12 protein-coding genes and 3 pseudogenes are annotated in these 14420 nt (G+C 60.7%); 7 read left to right on the top strand and 8 right to left on the bottom strand.

Features of this window, described 5'->3' with window-relative positions; genetic code table 11:
• Positions 1–170 precede the first annotated feature (170 nt).
• Positions 171–1934 (top strand): transposase, encoded by a 1764-nt coding sequence (locus OC446_RS26415; RefSeq protein ID WP_262031974.1) that lies wholly within the window; start codon positions 171–173, stop codon positions 1932–1934.
• Positions 1935–2908: 974 nt separating this feature from the next.
• Positions 2909–3010 (top strand): annotated as a pseudogene (locus OC446_RS26410) (transposase); the annotation flags it as partial.
• Between the two features lie 379 nt (positions 3011–3389).
• Here OC446_RS26410 and OC446_RS31160 read toward each other — a convergent pair.
• The 4 genes from OC446_RS31160 to OC446_RS26395 all read right to left on the bottom strand — a co-directional run bounded on the left by OC446_RS31160 (position 3390) and on the right by OC446_RS26395 (position 8823).
• On the bottom strand, positions 3390–3908 hold the full coding sequence (locus OC446_RS31160) for a helix-turn-helix domain-containing protein (protein WP_410055150.1): 519 nt from the start codon (positions 3906–3908) through the stop codon (positions 3390–3392).
• Positions 3909–4240: 332 nt separating this feature from the next.
• Entirely contained in the window at positions 4241–6811 is a 2571-nt protein-coding gene (locus OC446_RS26405) for a heavy metal translocating P-type ATPase (RefSeq protein ID WP_262031973.1), read from the bottom strand.
• A 666-nt stretch (positions 6812–7477) separates the two neighbouring features.
• Positions 7478–8230: a transposase gene (locus OC446_RS26400; protein ID WP_262031972.1), complete on the bottom strand. Its 753-nt coding sequence runs from the start codon at positions 8228–8230 to the stop codon at positions 7478–7480.
• A 35-nt stretch (positions 8231–8265) separates the two neighbouring features.
• On the bottom strand, positions 8266–8823 hold the full coding sequence (locus OC446_RS26395) for a helix-turn-helix domain-containing protein (protein WP_262031971.1): 558 nt from the start codon (positions 8821–8823) through the stop codon (positions 8266–8268).
• A 545-nt stretch (positions 8824–9368) separates the two neighbouring features.
• Between OC446_RS26395 and OC446_RS26390 the strand changes: the two genes are divergently transcribed.
• Entirely contained in the window at positions 9369–9689 is a 321-nt protein-coding gene (locus OC446_RS26390; protein WP_262031970.1) for a hypothetical protein, read from the top strand.
• A gap of 329 nt (positions 9690–10018) precedes the next feature.
• Here the strand turns inward: OC446_RS26390 and OC446_RS26385 are convergent, their stop codons facing one another.
• Complete coding sequence (locus OC446_RS26385) at positions 10019–10570, bottom strand: hypothetical protein (RefSeq protein WP_262031969.1); 552 nt, start codon at positions 10568–10570, stop codon at positions 10019–10021.
• Positions 10571–10861: 291 nt separating this feature from the next.
• Here OC446_RS26385 and OC446_RS31155 point away from each other — a divergent pair.
• Both OC446_RS31155 and OC446_RS26380 read left to right on the top strand, forming a co-directional pair.
• Positions 10862–11133, top strand: a pseudogene (locus OC446_RS31155) (DDE-type integrase/transposase/recombinase); the annotation flags it as partial.
• A 265-nt stretch (positions 11134–11398) separates the two neighbouring features.
• Positions 11399–11761 carry a transposase gene (locus OC446_RS26380; RefSeq protein WP_410055149.1) on the top strand — a complete coding sequence of 121 codons (363 nt, stop codon included), beginning with the start codon at positions 11399–11401 and terminating at the stop codon, positions 11759–11761.
• 118 nt (positions 11762–11879) lie between these two features.
• Here OC446_RS26380 and OC446_RS26375 read toward each other — a convergent pair whose 3' ends face one another.
• On the bottom strand, positions 11880–12125 hold the full coding sequence (locus OC446_RS26375) for a transposase (protein ID WP_262031968.1): 246 nt from the start codon (positions 12123–12125) through the stop codon (positions 11880–11882).
• A gap of 124 nt (positions 12126–12249) precedes the next feature.
• On the opposite strand from OC446_RS26375, the pseudogene OC446_RS26370 reads away from it, so the two are divergent.
• Both OC446_RS26370 and OC446_RS31150 read left to right on the top strand, forming a co-directional pair.
• Positions 12250–12683 (top strand): annotated as a pseudogene (locus OC446_RS26370) (helix-turn-helix domain-containing protein); the annotation flags it as partial.
• A gap of 20 nt (positions 12684–12703) precedes the next feature.
• A complete protein-coding gene (locus OC446_RS31150) occupies positions 12704–12979 on the top strand; it encodes a S8 family serine peptidase (RefSeq protein ID WP_410055148.1) in 276 nt (91 codons plus the stop codon).
• 141 nt (positions 12980–13120) lie between these two features.
• Here OC446_RS31150 and OC446_RS26365 read toward each other — a convergent pair whose 3' ends face one another.
• Both OC446_RS26365 and tnpA read right to left on the bottom strand, forming a co-directional pair.
• Positions 13121–14236, bottom strand: a complete 1116-nt coding sequence (locus tag OC446_RS26365) for an RNA-guided endonuclease InsQ/TnpB family protein (protein ID WP_262031967.1) — start codon at positions 14234–14236, stop codon at positions 13121–13123.
• 3 nt (positions 14237–14239) lie between these two features.
• A partial coding sequence (gene tnpA / locus OC446_RS26360; protein WP_262031966.1) for an IS200/IS605 family transposase occupies positions 14240–14420 on the bottom strand: 181 nt, incomplete at its 5' end.

Here is a 14420-nt window from a genome sequence, read left to right as displayed (position 1 = left end):
AGCGTTGATGAGCAGGCGTGTCCATGGGGCCCTTGTCGCAGCCCTCAGAACACAGGATATGGCAGCCAAATCCATCTGAGGATCAGACCCCAGAGCAGAGGAGAGCAGCGGACACAAACCAGTAGGGAACGGGGAGAAAACTTGACAAAATCTCTAAGGATAGTGGACTAATGCGCAGCTTTTTAGAGCTGCGAAGGTTGGTGAAAGTGGAAGAAACCCTGCGGGCGGAGGTGGTAATAAGACAATATGGGTTATTGAACCCTATAGATTGGGACAAGGATTGCGAAGACGAACTCCTGCGGATGAATCAGCTTTGGAACCGACTAGTTGAAATCGAGCATGCCTTCCGTGAGGGCTCTTCCGCTCTGATCATGTCCGATCCGGAAGTCGAGGATATCCATCGCCAATTGACGTCATTGTATGACACTCGAAGCTCCCTGATTGCAGAGAGAAAAAATCTTCGCAGGGTAAACCGAAGGAAAGTTGAGACTCTTGAGCTTGATGAGCACATTCAAGAACTTTCACTTAAGATTGCCGACCTTAGAGGTGGCGCAGCCTCCGCCCGCAAGACCGCTCGGGAGAAAGCTAGAGAAAGATTGCGCGCTCTTGAGGGCAAGCGCCGCACCTCGGTCAAGTTGGCGCGCCAAGAGAGTAGATTGTGGTGGGGGAATTACAATGCCGTTGTCAAAGCATATGAGCGGGGTCGACAGGGTGCGTTGCGAAATGGCGGTCAGATGCAATTCAAGCGTTACGATGGTACGGGGCGCTTCGTTAATCAAATCCAAGGTGGCATGACATTAGCAGAGCTTTTCGGGGCAACCCACTCCCAGCTCTCAGTTGGCAATCTTCCAGATGGTGCTTGGACGCATCCTAGTCGGGGCGAACGCCGCCGTCTCCAGCGTACCAACCTCACTGCTACGGTTTTTGTGCGATCCGGTGAGCGTCGCACCGTTACATGGCCGTTGGTTATGCATCGGCCTATCCCCGACGACTGTCTTATCAAAGAAGTAGTTGTAACCCGCCGTAAGCTGGGTCCGTCGTGGCGATGGCAAGTGACCTTTACCTGCACGAGAACAGTCGATGCGCAATGCGATCGAAAGTCTAGGGGCCGCGTGGTAGCAGTAGACGTAGGCTGGCGACGCATTCCCGAAGGAATCCGCGTAGCAACTGTCGTTCAAAACGACGGCACCCAAGCCCGCTTCGTTACCCTGCCGTCGGATATTGTAGACGGCTTCGCACTGGTCGAAACTTTGCAGTCCCGGCGCGATACCATGAGAAACGACATAATCGCATGGTTAAAAAGTCTCAAGTGGTCGGCCGCCCCGGAACCGCTCGCTACTCAATTGCTCGCGTTGCAGACTGAAACATCGGTCAGTGCAGCACGGGTTGCATCTCTCGCGATCATCTGGCGTGACTATCAGGGTTGGGCCCCGGAAGAATATCATCGTCTCGAGAAGTGGCGGCTTGGTGACAAGCGCCTTTGGTTATGGGAGTTGAATCAGCGTGAGAAGCTGATTGCACGTCGCAACGACCTATATCGGCGACTGGCCTCTGATATCGTTAAGAATGCGGACACAATAATTCTCAATCGTTTGGAAATTGCGAAGATGTCCCGCCTCATATCGCCCAGAGGCCAGGAAAATCCCCTTCCTGCAGCAGCTCGTCGCTACCGTACCATTGTCGCACCGTCATATTTTATGAAATGGGTTGAGATCCAGGCAAAGAAGAAGGGAATCACGATCACCGTACACGATACAGTTAACTGGGCTTGCCATGCTTGTGGTGTAATCACTAAACCTTTGAAGCCTGATGACCTACTACAGACCTGCGTACATTGTGGCGCGACATGGGATCAGGATTTAAACGCTTGCCATGTCATGCTGAACACATTCAATAGGGATAAAGGCATCGAGGCTAAATCCTCGGCTCAGTGATTATGACCTTTTTGCGGGTGAGACGGAAGGGGTAGTTTTGGCATAAGCGCGACCCGTCTTGGCACGGGCGTTTTCGGTGGTGAACATCCACCTAACCCTGGGCCCAGCGGCGTTTCGCTCGCACTCACAAGCCGCGATTTTCCGCTCAACCACTCGCGCGTGTTGATACGCACGCCCAAGCACTGATTTTTGAGCACTTCAATCCCGATCTCGACCATGGTCAACCAGCTCGCGTAGTTGGGGTGAGGTAGAACTCCAGCCGTCCCAAGATGCAATGCGCCTTCGGCCGGGGAAGCGTAGGCCGGCGTGCCAGCCCAGCATCTGCTGGCGCTCCCGCTACACTGGACCTGTCAAGATCATCTCCAGCAGTTCTGACCGCTGTAGCCATGAACCTCGTTCGGCTGGTGCCTGGTTCGCGGGCACGCCGCTCGCATGAACGCGGTCAATCCACATTTCCAAGCTGATAACGCTTCGGGCGCCCGACGCATTCGCCAGCAGGATCTTCAGCGAAGCGAGCCCAACAGCAAAGAGGCGAACTCAGTAGACTGTTAACCTTCTACAGCATATATATTTTATGCGGAGAAATTTTCGATCCTAGTGGTGCTTGGTATGAACAAGTTGGCCTTGACCGTTGCTACAGTCCTGCTAGCAACAGGAGTTCTTGCCCAGGAGAGTCGACCCTTGACCACGACTTTGAGTTGCCGCCACACGAGTAACGCGATCACTAGTCAGGGTTCTATGGTACTTCAAACCGGGGCTAATACATATGACCGCTATGTTAGTTGGGATCAGTTCTGTCAGCGCGGCGAGCGTGCCGAACCTGCGTGGGTCCCTACCGCCGATGTGAAGCAATGCTTTATTGGTTATCGCTGTCTAAGCGGCCGAAAAAACGAGCGATGATGTTGCATTCGACAAGAAATCAGCCACAAGCGCCAACTCAAATCTCGACTTAGATCATTCAGCCGGTCGTGTCACTGCTAATGTCGATCCTTGGGATCAGAGCGGTGACCACAGCTTCGTTATTGGCTGCCATCGAAGACCCGGAGAATTTTAGGAAGTGCCGCTCCGTGGGAGCCTAGCTTGGACTGATGACACGCAGCTATCAAGTCGTCTGTGAAGAATGGTCTGCGGACTTGAGCCACGTATGTTGAAGCCATGAAGTATTGCCGCCCAGCAATAGAGCAAGAGCCCACAAAAGTGCTGCCAGCAACCGCAGCGAGATGAACGAAGCCGCGGCTGAGCTCATGTGCCATCATCATGGAGCGCTGCACCTCATGGCGACATGACAGGGGGCGGTGGCAGAACGAGTACCTCATCTGATCACGATGGCTTGGAGGCAAGGGAGACTGACAGGGCGCCTTATCGAAGCGTCTTACGGCCGTTGTCACTCGCACAGCGACCGATCAAAGGCAAACACAGCGTTCTACCCTCGCTGGCTCCGAGGAGCGCCTCCCATTACCGGATCCAGAGCAACTCTGTTTCTTCCGCCGCCACTGCAAAGAACGAATGTAGCGCAATGGCCTCACAGTCGACCATTGCCCCTGGCTGCAGACTTGCTTTAAAGCCGCCGTTCGTACGTATCTGGGCCGAGCCCCTCAGAACAATCATCTGACGGTACGAGCTGCGAGCTGCTATCTTGCTGAGGTTCCGTCGTATTCCGACTTTCAGAATGGTGATGGCAATTTCATTGTACGTTACGGGATTGCCGTTTCCGCTGTCATCCTGGAATGGGCAACTCACAGACGGTTGAACCTGCGGGGCCCCCATGTGGCTAGTGCCACTGTAGTCAGCTAGATCAATTCCTAGGGCTGTGGCGAGCCTGAAAGCATTATCTAAAGTTGGTGAGAAGAGTCCGTTTTCGACACGAGAAATCGACGACGTCGAAATCCCTGAGAGACGTGAGAGCTCACGCAAGGACAGCCTCAGCTCCTTCCTTCGGTTAAATATCTGCCGACCGAAGTTCACGTTGCCCATGCCAGCTGTCCAAACAAAAAATCACGATGTGGAATGGCAACTACCTTGGGGGATGTCCAAACGCAAACCTTCCGTGGTGGCAGCAACGACGCGCAGGCCCGTTGGCAGGCGCATAGATCAGAGACTTGTAGTCCGGACAGACGAGCTCCCGTGTGCCTTGAGGCAACTTGGACAACCTGATCAAGCGAACGGCACTTGGTCCCAAAAACACTACACCACCAAGATCAAACAGATGCGACACCCAATTTTCTGTCGTTGGGACAAACATCCCAGTTAGTCTCTCCCGACAGCGGAGCAGCCTGCATTGCCTCAGTGGCCCGGCTGCCATGCGATCAGGGTGATGCAACCCGGGCCTCCGCCAGAGGCACGCGCTCTGTGGGATCGCGGTAGGCGAGAAGGCGTAACGCATTGGCGACCACCACGAGAGTTGAGCCTTCGTGGAAGAGCACGGCTATCCCGATCTGTAGTCCGAGTACCGTCGCGGGAATCAGGAACACCACCATGCCAAGGCTGAGCCACAGGTTCTGCCGAATGATGCTGCTCGTGCGCCGGCTCAGGCCCACTGCGAAGGGTAGGTTTTCAAGGTCATCAGCCATCAGCGCCACATCGGAGGTTTCCAGCGCGACGTCCGAGCCCGCTGCGCCCATGGCGATGCCGACCGTCGCGTTCGCCATGGCGGGCGCATCGTTCACGCCGTCCCCCACCATGGCCACCTTCTGTTGTGCCCGCAGCTTCTTGATAGCCTGGACCTTGTCTTCGGGCATCAGGTCACCCCAGGCCTCCTCGATGCCGACCTGCTTGGCGACCGCATCCGCCACGCGCTGATTGTCGCCGGAGATCATGATCATGCGTGAAATGCCGAGCTCTCGCAGCCGCCCCACGACCTGGATGGCGGGCTCGCGCGGCGTGTCCATGAGGCCGAGCGTGCCAAGGTAACGCTCGCCAAGCCGGACGATCATCGTCGTGCGCCCCTGCTGTTCGAGGCGCTCGATCGTGGCCCGCACCGCGGGTGGTAGTGTTGGCCCCTCGACCTCTGCGAACAGTTCTCTCTTGCCGACAAACACGGGCTCGCCGCTGATCCGAGCCGCCACGCCACGCCCGGTGATGCTGCGCAGATCCTCTGCAGTTGGAACCGTGACCATGCTTCCGAGCCGAGCGTGCCCGTCACGGACCACTGCGGCGGCAAGTGGATGGTCGCTGAGCGCCTCCACGGCGACCGAAACGGTAAGGAGTTCGCGTTCATCGATACCGGGTGCAGGGATCACATCCGTGACGCGCGGCTTGCCTTCCGTCAGGGTTCCCGTCTTGTCGAAGGCGATGGCACCGAGTGTGCCAAGGTTTTCCAGCGCCCCCCCACCTTTGACCAGCACCCCGCCCCGGGCTGCCCGAGCCACGCCGGAGAGAACGGCGCTTGGTGTGGCAATAGCAAGTGCGCACGGGCTCGCGGCAACGAGCACGGCCATGGCGCGATAGAAGGTGTCGCGGAAGGGCTCGTCGATTACTGCCCCGGCAAATAGCAGGATCACAACGAAAGCCAGGACGGCAGGGACGAAGGCACGCTCGAAGCGGTCGGTGAAGCGCTGGGTCGGCGATTTCTGCGCTTCAGCCTCGTTCACCATCTGAACCACACGGGCCAGCGTTGTGTCGCCCGCGCGCCGGGTGACCTGAATCTCCAGCGCTCCGCTGCCGTTGATTGTGCCGGCATAGATGCGATGCTCGGGATCCACGCTCTCTGGTCTGGCGGCAGCGCGTTCGGAATCATCGACCGGGCGCTTGTCGACAGGCACGCTTTCGCCAGTCACCGGGGCCTGGTTGACGCTGCTGGTGCCATCGATGACAAACCCGTCGGCCGGGATGCGCGCGTTCGGCCTTACGACCACCGTGTCGCCGACCATTAGCTCCTCGACCGGAACTTCGCGGATCACTGTTCCCCGCCGCACCTCGGCCGTTCGCGGGGCGAGTTCAGCGAGCGCTTCGATGGCGCGGCGCGCCCGTCCCATGGCGTAGTGCTCGAGCGCGTGGCCGAGGCTGAACAGGAAGAGAAGCAGCGCGCCTTCGGCCCACTCCCCGAGGGCGGCGGCACCGGCTGCAGCCACGAGCATGAGCGTATCGATCTCGAACCGGCCGAGACGGAGTGAGTCAATTGCTTCACGCAGGGTGTAGAAGCCTCCGGACCCATACGCAGCGATATAGAAGGCAAGTGGCAGCCATACAGGTGCCTTCGTCGTGGCCGAGATCAGGTAGCCAAGGCCGAGCAGCACGCCACAGAGGAGGGCAAAGATCAGTTCTGTATTCTCGCCCAGCACTCCACCATGGGCATGGGCATGCTCCCCCTCGTGCTGATGCTCGCGATTGCCATGCTCCGCTTCGTGCCCGTGCTCGTCACGCCGGTGACCGTCATCGGCCGCTCGTCCCTCCGCCCGGATGGTCTCACGTGGCCTCTGCTCCCGGATCTGCACGCCCATATCGCCGAGCACGCGCCGGAGTTCCAGCTCGGATGTCATCTCGCGATCAAACTCGATCCGAAGCGGTCCGGCCGCCGTCACGTCCGCTTCAATCACTCCCGGCGTGCGTCGCAGCCACTCGGCTATGGTGCGGGCACGCCGCTGGCTCTGAAGCCCGTCTACCTCCCAGAGAGCGTGGGCGAAGCGCTCGGTCAGGCGAACTCCGGCCTGCCGGGCAATTTCTCGGACCCGGGACAGGCTCAGCACCTCGGGTGCGTAGTGGATGCAAAGCTTGGCAGGCTCTCCACCGGCGGCTGGTACCACGTGGACCTGCTCCATCCCCTCCTGGTCTGAAAGATCATTGACGAGGCGGGCAACGCACGCATCTGCCTCGTCCGGTGCATTCGGGAGGAGGACCGGAAGATCCAATTGGAGGGGCTGCGCTGACTTGTTGAGCATGGTGGGAGGCGACTTTACATCTTGACATCGACGGCTGTAGGCGGAATACGCACTTGCAGTACAATCGTTCCCTGATGCCGCTGCGCGCCGGCTTGCTCTCGCCTCCCCTTGTCGCATCCGCCCATAGCAGGCTTAAAGGCCGAGCGTTGCCGGAGGACACGGCCATCCGAGGGCATGTTTCACGCTGGGACCGCCGTTGCGGCCTGAGATGTTCAGTCCCAGCGAGTGGTGTTTCCCGCCTCTCAAAAGAGTCGACAGCCGATTGCGCACACCGAAAACCCGTCCCAGAGTGGCAATGTCTCCACCCGGGTTCCCATCCATCCAGCGCCGATCATAGCAAGCCGAACGTCCTCGCCTTGTGCAGTGGCCATCCTGGGTAATGCCAGCGGCCGGGATACGATTGCAATTTGACCGCCCGGTGCGACTGCGGAGAGAGCCGTCGCAAGACCTTGGTTCTGTCGCCCAGATATTCTCTGGCGCCAACCCAGAGCACTTTGTCCACGGGCATGTCGCTGTCTCGGAGAGACTCAAGGCCTCGGCGACGCAGATCCAACCGACCGAGAAGGAATGCCGCGCAATAGCGGCGGTATGCGACGGCTAGCTTCACCAACGTGGGATCAAAATCGGTAACCTTGGCTGCGCCGCTGGCCAAGCAGACCGGCAGCCCTAGTGGGTCGTCTGCCATCGGATCTGGCATTCTGCTGGCGCCTGTGATCTTGGCTGAGGCAGCCGTTGGCGAGTGCAGGCTCCGGAGCCGCCGAGCGGATGGATTGCGTCATGCGAGAAGCGCCGTCGCCGCTGCCGGCGTTTGCCATTCCAGACAAACGGTGTCGGCTGCGCATTCCAGCAGCGTGCCGTCTGCTCGAACCAGCTCCCGATCTCGTCGGAACTATGCGGATGCTGTCCCGCGAGCGCCCGCCGTTTGAGCACGCGCTGGATCGACTCGGCCATGTTGAGCCAGCTGCCAGCGACCGGCGTGTACAAGGGCATGACGCCATGCGCACACAGCCACAGCACCAGTTCAGGAGTCTTGTGGCCGGTGAGATTGTCCCACACCAGCAGAAGCCGCAATGGCGGCAACTCCTCCGGCAAGGTGAAGCGCCGGGTCAGCCCCGCCTGCCAGACCTCCCACGCGGCATGCGTGAGAGCTGGATCCGCAACGGCTGGGGCGGGCAACTCCGCCAGGATCGCGCTGAGACGCTCGCGCAGCCATGGATGCAGCACCGCATTCGTACAGCGCTCGGCCGATTGCAGACGCACCTGGCCGGAGGCGGGATGAAACAGGGTCAGGATCTTGGTCGTGCCGCCACGGACATACTCGTGCGGTTGTGTCATCGGGTGAGCTTGCGGCTGCCACGACGGACCCGGATGCGGCACGGCTTGGAACGGACCCGCCTCGTCCTCGCACCAGACGGACAATCCCAGCTGCGTGCCGGATGTGTAGGCCTGCTCGATCAGCTTTTTTTGGCAGCCGCATCGGGATCGCTGACGTGCACCACCCCGTGCTTGCGGTTGCGCAGCGCGACGCCGGTTTCACACCACGTGCGGCTCTTCTGCCAGCTCAGGCCCGCCTCGTGCAGGGTGCGGGCGATGGTGAACCGACTGACCCGGGGCAGGCCGTCAGGCGCTTGGCGCAGCGCCTTCTGCAGCAGGCTCAACGACCAGGTCGCGGTGCCGTCCGTCTCGCGCTCGGGTGATCGCGCCCATTCGGCCAGGATGCGCTGCTGCTCGTGAGCCCAGTAGCGGATGCGCGGCCCGCCGCCATGATGCGGGCGCACGGCGGCCAGTCCCTCACGGTTGAAGCGGCTGACCCAGGCCGAGATCGTCTCGTTGTGGCCGCGCCCGACCAGATGGGCGGCGGCGGTGTAGCTGGCCCCATCGGCAATCGCCAGCAGGGCGCGGGCCCGATCGACTTCAGCGGCGGGGGCGATCTGGGAGCGACTGAGGCGGGTGAGCTCTGTGCGCTCCTCCGGGGTGAGCGGGCGCAAGGGATCTTTCTGGTGGCGCGACATGGGGCACCTCGCAGCACGAGGATCACCACGCCACTATACCAGATCCGACGGCAGATGACCCACTAGTCCTGTACCGCAGCCAAGTGCTAGAATGCGATCGCCGGGCTGAACATCGAGACATCTTACGGCGCAGGAGTGCGCTGCCATCTTGAGGTGCGAAGCGCCCCCATGCAGCGATTTCGAGGCAGGCGCTGGGCTGTTCAGACCGGCGGTCAGTTGGTTTGGTATGTGTGAAATCGCTCATCGCAGGGTCACCTCTTTTGGGAGTCCAGCAAAGATACTGAAGCTCATGATGGTGACCAGCAGGTCCAGTTCCGTACGCCTCTCGAACAAGGATCGTCCCTATAGCAAGAGGCGGTCGCGCGACAAGACCAAGCGCGCATTCGAGCGTTCAGCCCAAGGCCAGGATCGTGCAAACGGGATCTAATCAGCTCGGTGGCACCAACATTGGAACGCTCGCTCCGCTTGCTGCGTTTTCCTGTAGTGAAGCGCTTGGGGGCAGGTTGACCCTCCGTGGCTCTCACATCGAAAGAGGAGGGCTCGCAATGACGGTCACGAAATGGGGACTTGCAACACTCAGCGTGGCAGTAGTGGTTGGGCTTTCTGGAACTGCCGATGCGCAGGTAAGGCACGTGCAGAAGCCGCACAGAGGAGCCGCAGGGCATGGCGAGACCCTCGGCGGTTGGGTCTACCTGGACAATGCAGGTCCACTGCGGCTACTGGATACGCAGATCGGTCAGTTCTACATTTCCCCTGGCGACAGCGAGGCCCTAATCAATCGAGCCTACCCAGTCGACGCCAACCCGCCAAGCCTGCGTCAGACATACAATCTCCGCTGGCGCAAGATGCAGGAGTTCCGGCGCTAGTTTTGTGACTCTAACGCGAGATGCCGTAGTCCTTCGGCTGCTGACCAACAAGGCCCCATCAACGTAGGCTGAGTCTACGAAGTGCTCAGAGGGCAGAAGCCCCTTGGCCGCCAAGCTGGCGGGGATCTCGGCCGTGCTCGTCATGTCCTGCTCCATCGCAGGGCAGGTCTTCGCGTGCGTCACCAAGTAGCCGCGTCGGCATCGCAGGTTTCGGTAATGTGGACCTTGTAGCCGGACCACTCGATCTGACGCTTTGTGTTGTAATGCATCTCGGGATCGTAGGGCGACTGCAGCCGCTCGCCGACCGGCGGCAGTTCCGCTCCAGCCCGTCAGCGCGGCCGCTCATGGTCTCGGGCATAATGCACCCGCCATACGTCATGCAACGTCTGCACCATCAGCACCGAACGAGCCGCAGCCGGCGCGCTCGCATCATCCAAGGCATCGAGCAGGACGAGCCCATCCGCGCCGATCTCCAGCGAGAGGGCTTCGCGTTTCTCCCGGCTTTTGGGGAGGTGGTAGTCCTCAATGCGATGCGCATAGCACTTGAACCAGGCCGGCTGAGCAATCACGCGAGCCCAGTCCGGCACAACGGCGGCCAGATCATCCAGGGTGGCGCGGAGCGTCTCAGCGACGAGTTCCAGAAGATGGAGGTCATGCACGGCCCCCAACACATGCGTGCTGTCGGTGCACTGCTTGCCGCGCGCTTTGATCAGACCGCGGGCCTTGAAGCGTTCGAGCATTGTATTCAACGACAGACGCTCCGCCTGGCCGGCGACAAGGCGCGCCCGGAACTCGGTCAGCACGCTGAAGCGGAACCCGGGATCAGTCAGTTCGAGCCCCAGGGCGTACTCCCAGTTAATCCGGGCGCAAACGGACAGCATCGGCGGCCTGCCGATCACTGAGGTGCTCGAGTAACTGGAAGATTGTGATCAGAGCCAACCGCTACGGTGCAAGGGCGGGTTGACCTCGGCTGGGGGCAGAACCGTCGGAAGTCCTCATTCTGGGAGAGGCTGCTAAATTCATCCCGGAGCCGGGTCGCAATGTAACCTTTTAGGGAAAGCTGCCCGGGCAACCCGCACGATGTCGGCGGGGATCTCACCGATCGGCTCGGAATGGAGGCTCATGCAGTCCTCCTCTTGCGAAACAGCCAACAGGGAATTTGCTGACAGTATCTCTCGTACCTGTGGATCTGCGAGGGCTGGCTGTATCTGGCCGTGATCCTGGATCTGTTCGCCCGACGGGTGGTCGGCTGGGCAGTCGGCGACCGGTTGCACCAGGAACTGGCCCTGGAGGCGCGGCGCAAAGCTGTGACGCTACGATGTCTGCCCACTGGGCTGATCCATTATGAGGACCGCAGCAGTCAGGATTGCACCTTCGCTGATTGGGCTGAGCTAACAAGCATGACATCCAGATCTTGATGTCCGGGAAAGGCAACTGCTTCGATTGTGAGAATGTCAATGCCGCCTGGAGGGCCTGACCCTTGCTTTGATTGACTTCGTGTCTTCGCATTGAAGTGTCGGTCCTCTGTGTGGCACCGACGGTCTGCTACAGCGTGACTTGATAGGAGCTTGAGGGAAATCGTCCCATCACAATCCTGTCCGCCCGCAGGAATCCGTCAGACTCTTACCTGCGGAGGACAAGGAATGCGCAAAACTGATCCTGCCGGCGAACAGCAGAGGCTATCACGAGATGGAAAGGAGGTTCATGGCATGTCAACTGGTACGGCTGCCGAGATGCTGATCCTGGTGGGCGACAACCCTGAGCGCATTCGCTCCGAAGCGGCCTTCGCCAAATTGTGTGGCGCCTGCCCCGTTCCTGCCTCGAGCGGCAAGAGCATGCGTCACTGGCTCAACCGCGTTGGCCATCGTCAGGCCAACGCCGCCCTTTATCGTGTAGTCATTATCAGGATGCGCAGCCATTCTCCCACCCGCGACTACGTCCGGAGGCGAATGGCAGAGGGTAAGGGCAAGATGGAGATCATTCGCTGTCTGAAGCGCTTTGTCGCACGGGAGATCTTCGGCTATCTCTGCCGCACCAGCAGGTCTCCCACGGCAGTCTCTTCAACCTCTTGACCTCTATAGGAGCATCTGTGAGTGTGAGTGATGCCCTCCACCTCGCTTCTCCCAGACCGTCGGTGTTAACGCGCGGCGTTCGCCTCAGGGGATGTTTAAGCGAGCCGTTCGCCTTCGATCAGGCCGTCTCCGGCGTCAGGAGCACCGCTGTCCGTTTGAGGTTGTAGACCATCGCAGTGAGTCTGACCTGCAGGGCGGCTTTCGTGAGTCCCAGCCAACGCATGCGTCGTAGGCCGTAGCTGCGCCTCCACGTGCCGAAGATCTTCTCGATCCGGCAGCGCAAGTGCTGGACGTGATGGTTCCACGCCCGCAGCTTGCGTAAGGCATGGCCACCAGGCTGGCCCCACACGCCTGTCTGGACCACGCGCGGGCATCCGCCTTTGCTCTGCACGGCAGAGGCAAAGGCTGCTCCGCGGTAGGCGCTGTTCCTCTGCCCTACAGTTCCCCGAGACACCCTGTAAGCGGACGAGATCCGCAGAAGGGTGACGATGATGACAGAGACGATGAAGGATACGGCCGGTCCGGGCCGCGGTGGGCGCATGTCGCGCCAGCGCAAACGCGAGGCGGTTCTGCGGCTGCTACGCGGTGAGGATCTGGACACGGTCTCCCGCTCCCTGGGCGTGACGGCCGCCACGCTGAGCGCCTGGCGCGAGGCCTTCCTGGCGGCCGGCGAGTCCAGTCTCGCCACCCGCCCGGCCACCGGCGAGGCGCTGGAGACCGAGCGGCTCAAGGCCCGGCTCGGCGAGATGCTGCTGGAGCGCGAACTGCTGGAGGCCAAGATCGCCGGGCTGGAGAGCGACCGCCCTTTAGCCCGCAGGAGGTCGAGGCGATGAGCCGGACCATCTCGCCGAGCAGCCGTAAGCCCTATCGCCTGGCCCGTGTCTGCCGGATCTGGCGTGTAGCCCGGGCGAGCGTCTATCGTCGGCCCAGGGCAGTGACATTTTGAGGACAGGTACGTCCTATGCGGTCCCCTTTGTATCGGCCGCCGCAGGTCTAGTGCTCGCGTCTAACCGGGCGTTGGATGCCAAAGCCGTTCGGTCCCGCCTCGAAGAGTACACGCGCGACCTTGGCACACCTGGGCGAGATCCGACCTTCGGCTTCGGCTTGATCCAGATGGCTGGTCTGTGCGACCGACCAGCAGAGCCTCCGGCGATCAAAACGACCCATGACCAACCGGCTGCTGCACCTCTCAACGGACAGTCCGCGGGTATGCCCTAATCCTTAACGGTCCCTATCCCAAATTTTCCAATCTGGCAGTGCCCATAGGAAGTCAATGTCAGTAATCGTCCGTGACGATTTCGGATCTCTTTTGGTTGAGTGAACACTCCGCTCCCTAAAGGAAGCGGCTTCTCGGACAACCTACGCGGCAACCCGCCCGGTTATCGTCCGAAGGCCGGTTCCCGGCCCAAAAACCCTGAGATGCACAACCATCGCGGCAGCAACATCCCGGTCGAGAACAGCACCGCACTCGCAGCGATGCTCCCGTTCGGAAAGGGCCTTGGCCTTGATCGTCCCGCACTCAGGACAGGTCTGACTTGTGCCACGAGGATCGACCAAAGCGACTTCAGCACCGGCACTCGCAGCCTTGTACTGAACGAATTGGACGAGTTGGCTCCACGCGGCGTCGTGAACGGAACGGGCCAGCATCCCGCGCTTGAGCCCGGTCAGGTTGAGGTCTTCAAAGGCAATCGCCCCGTAGCGCGTCACGAGCGACCGCGACAGCTTGTGGGCAAAGTCACGGCGCTGGTCAGCGATCTTGGCTGAGCCGACAGCGAGGCGGTGCTTGGCCTTGAGCCTGCGCGTCGATCCCCGCTTGCATCGGGCGAGGGCACGTTGACGGCGGCGTTGAGCGGCTTGCGCTTTGCGGGCGAAGCGCAGAGCCTGGATTGTCTCACCGTCGCTTGTCGCGATCAGGCTGTTGAGCCCAAGGTCAATCCCAACTGATCCCGTGCCGCAGGTCTGCGCGAACGCAGCCTCAATGGAGAATACCACGAACCACTGACCGTTCTGGCGCGTGAGGATCGCGCTTCCGAGTTCCGCGTCGTCCGGCAGGTCCCGGTGCCAAACGACCTTAATCCCGCCAGTCACGCCGACAATGCCGATGCGGCGGCCCTTCTTGATCGTCAGCCCGTCGCCAACGCGGAACGTTGCCGCGTGATAGCGGGCACTGGCGCGGAAGCGAGGGAAACCGCGCTTGCGCTTGAAGAATGCGGCGTAGGTCTGATCGACCCGGCGCAAGACCTGTTGCAACGCGGAGAAAGACCATCGCGCCAGATCGGGTTCGGCCATCCGCACAGTCTTCAATTCGGAGGCTTGGTGAACGTAGCGCAGGCTGATCCCGCGACGGCGGTAGGCTTCGATCCGCTGTTGCAGACAGGCATTGTAGAGCCCACAGAAGTCCCGCAGCCTTGCCGCCAAGGCGGTGCTCTGGGCCCGGTTCGGGCGGATGCGGAACTTGTAGGATCGCACTGTCACGGCTCAGACACCCTTCTGCGCGGCGATGTAAGCTTGGACAGTCTGCGCGCTGACGTGCCCGACGCTCCCAGCGTAATAGCTGCGGCTCCACAAGGTCGGGAGGCGAGACCGCAGGGCGGGGAACTCCTTTCGCATCAAGCGGGATGACCGTCCCTTGAAGCGATTGACGATCTCAGCAACGGCA

Source organism: Microvirga sp. Mcv34 (assembly GCF_024519725.1).
Taxonomy (GTDB): domain Bacteria; phylum Pseudomonadota; class Alphaproteobacteria; order Rhizobiales; family Beijerinckiaceae; genus Microvirga.
This window is presented reverse-complemented; position numbering and strand designations above follow the sequence as displayed.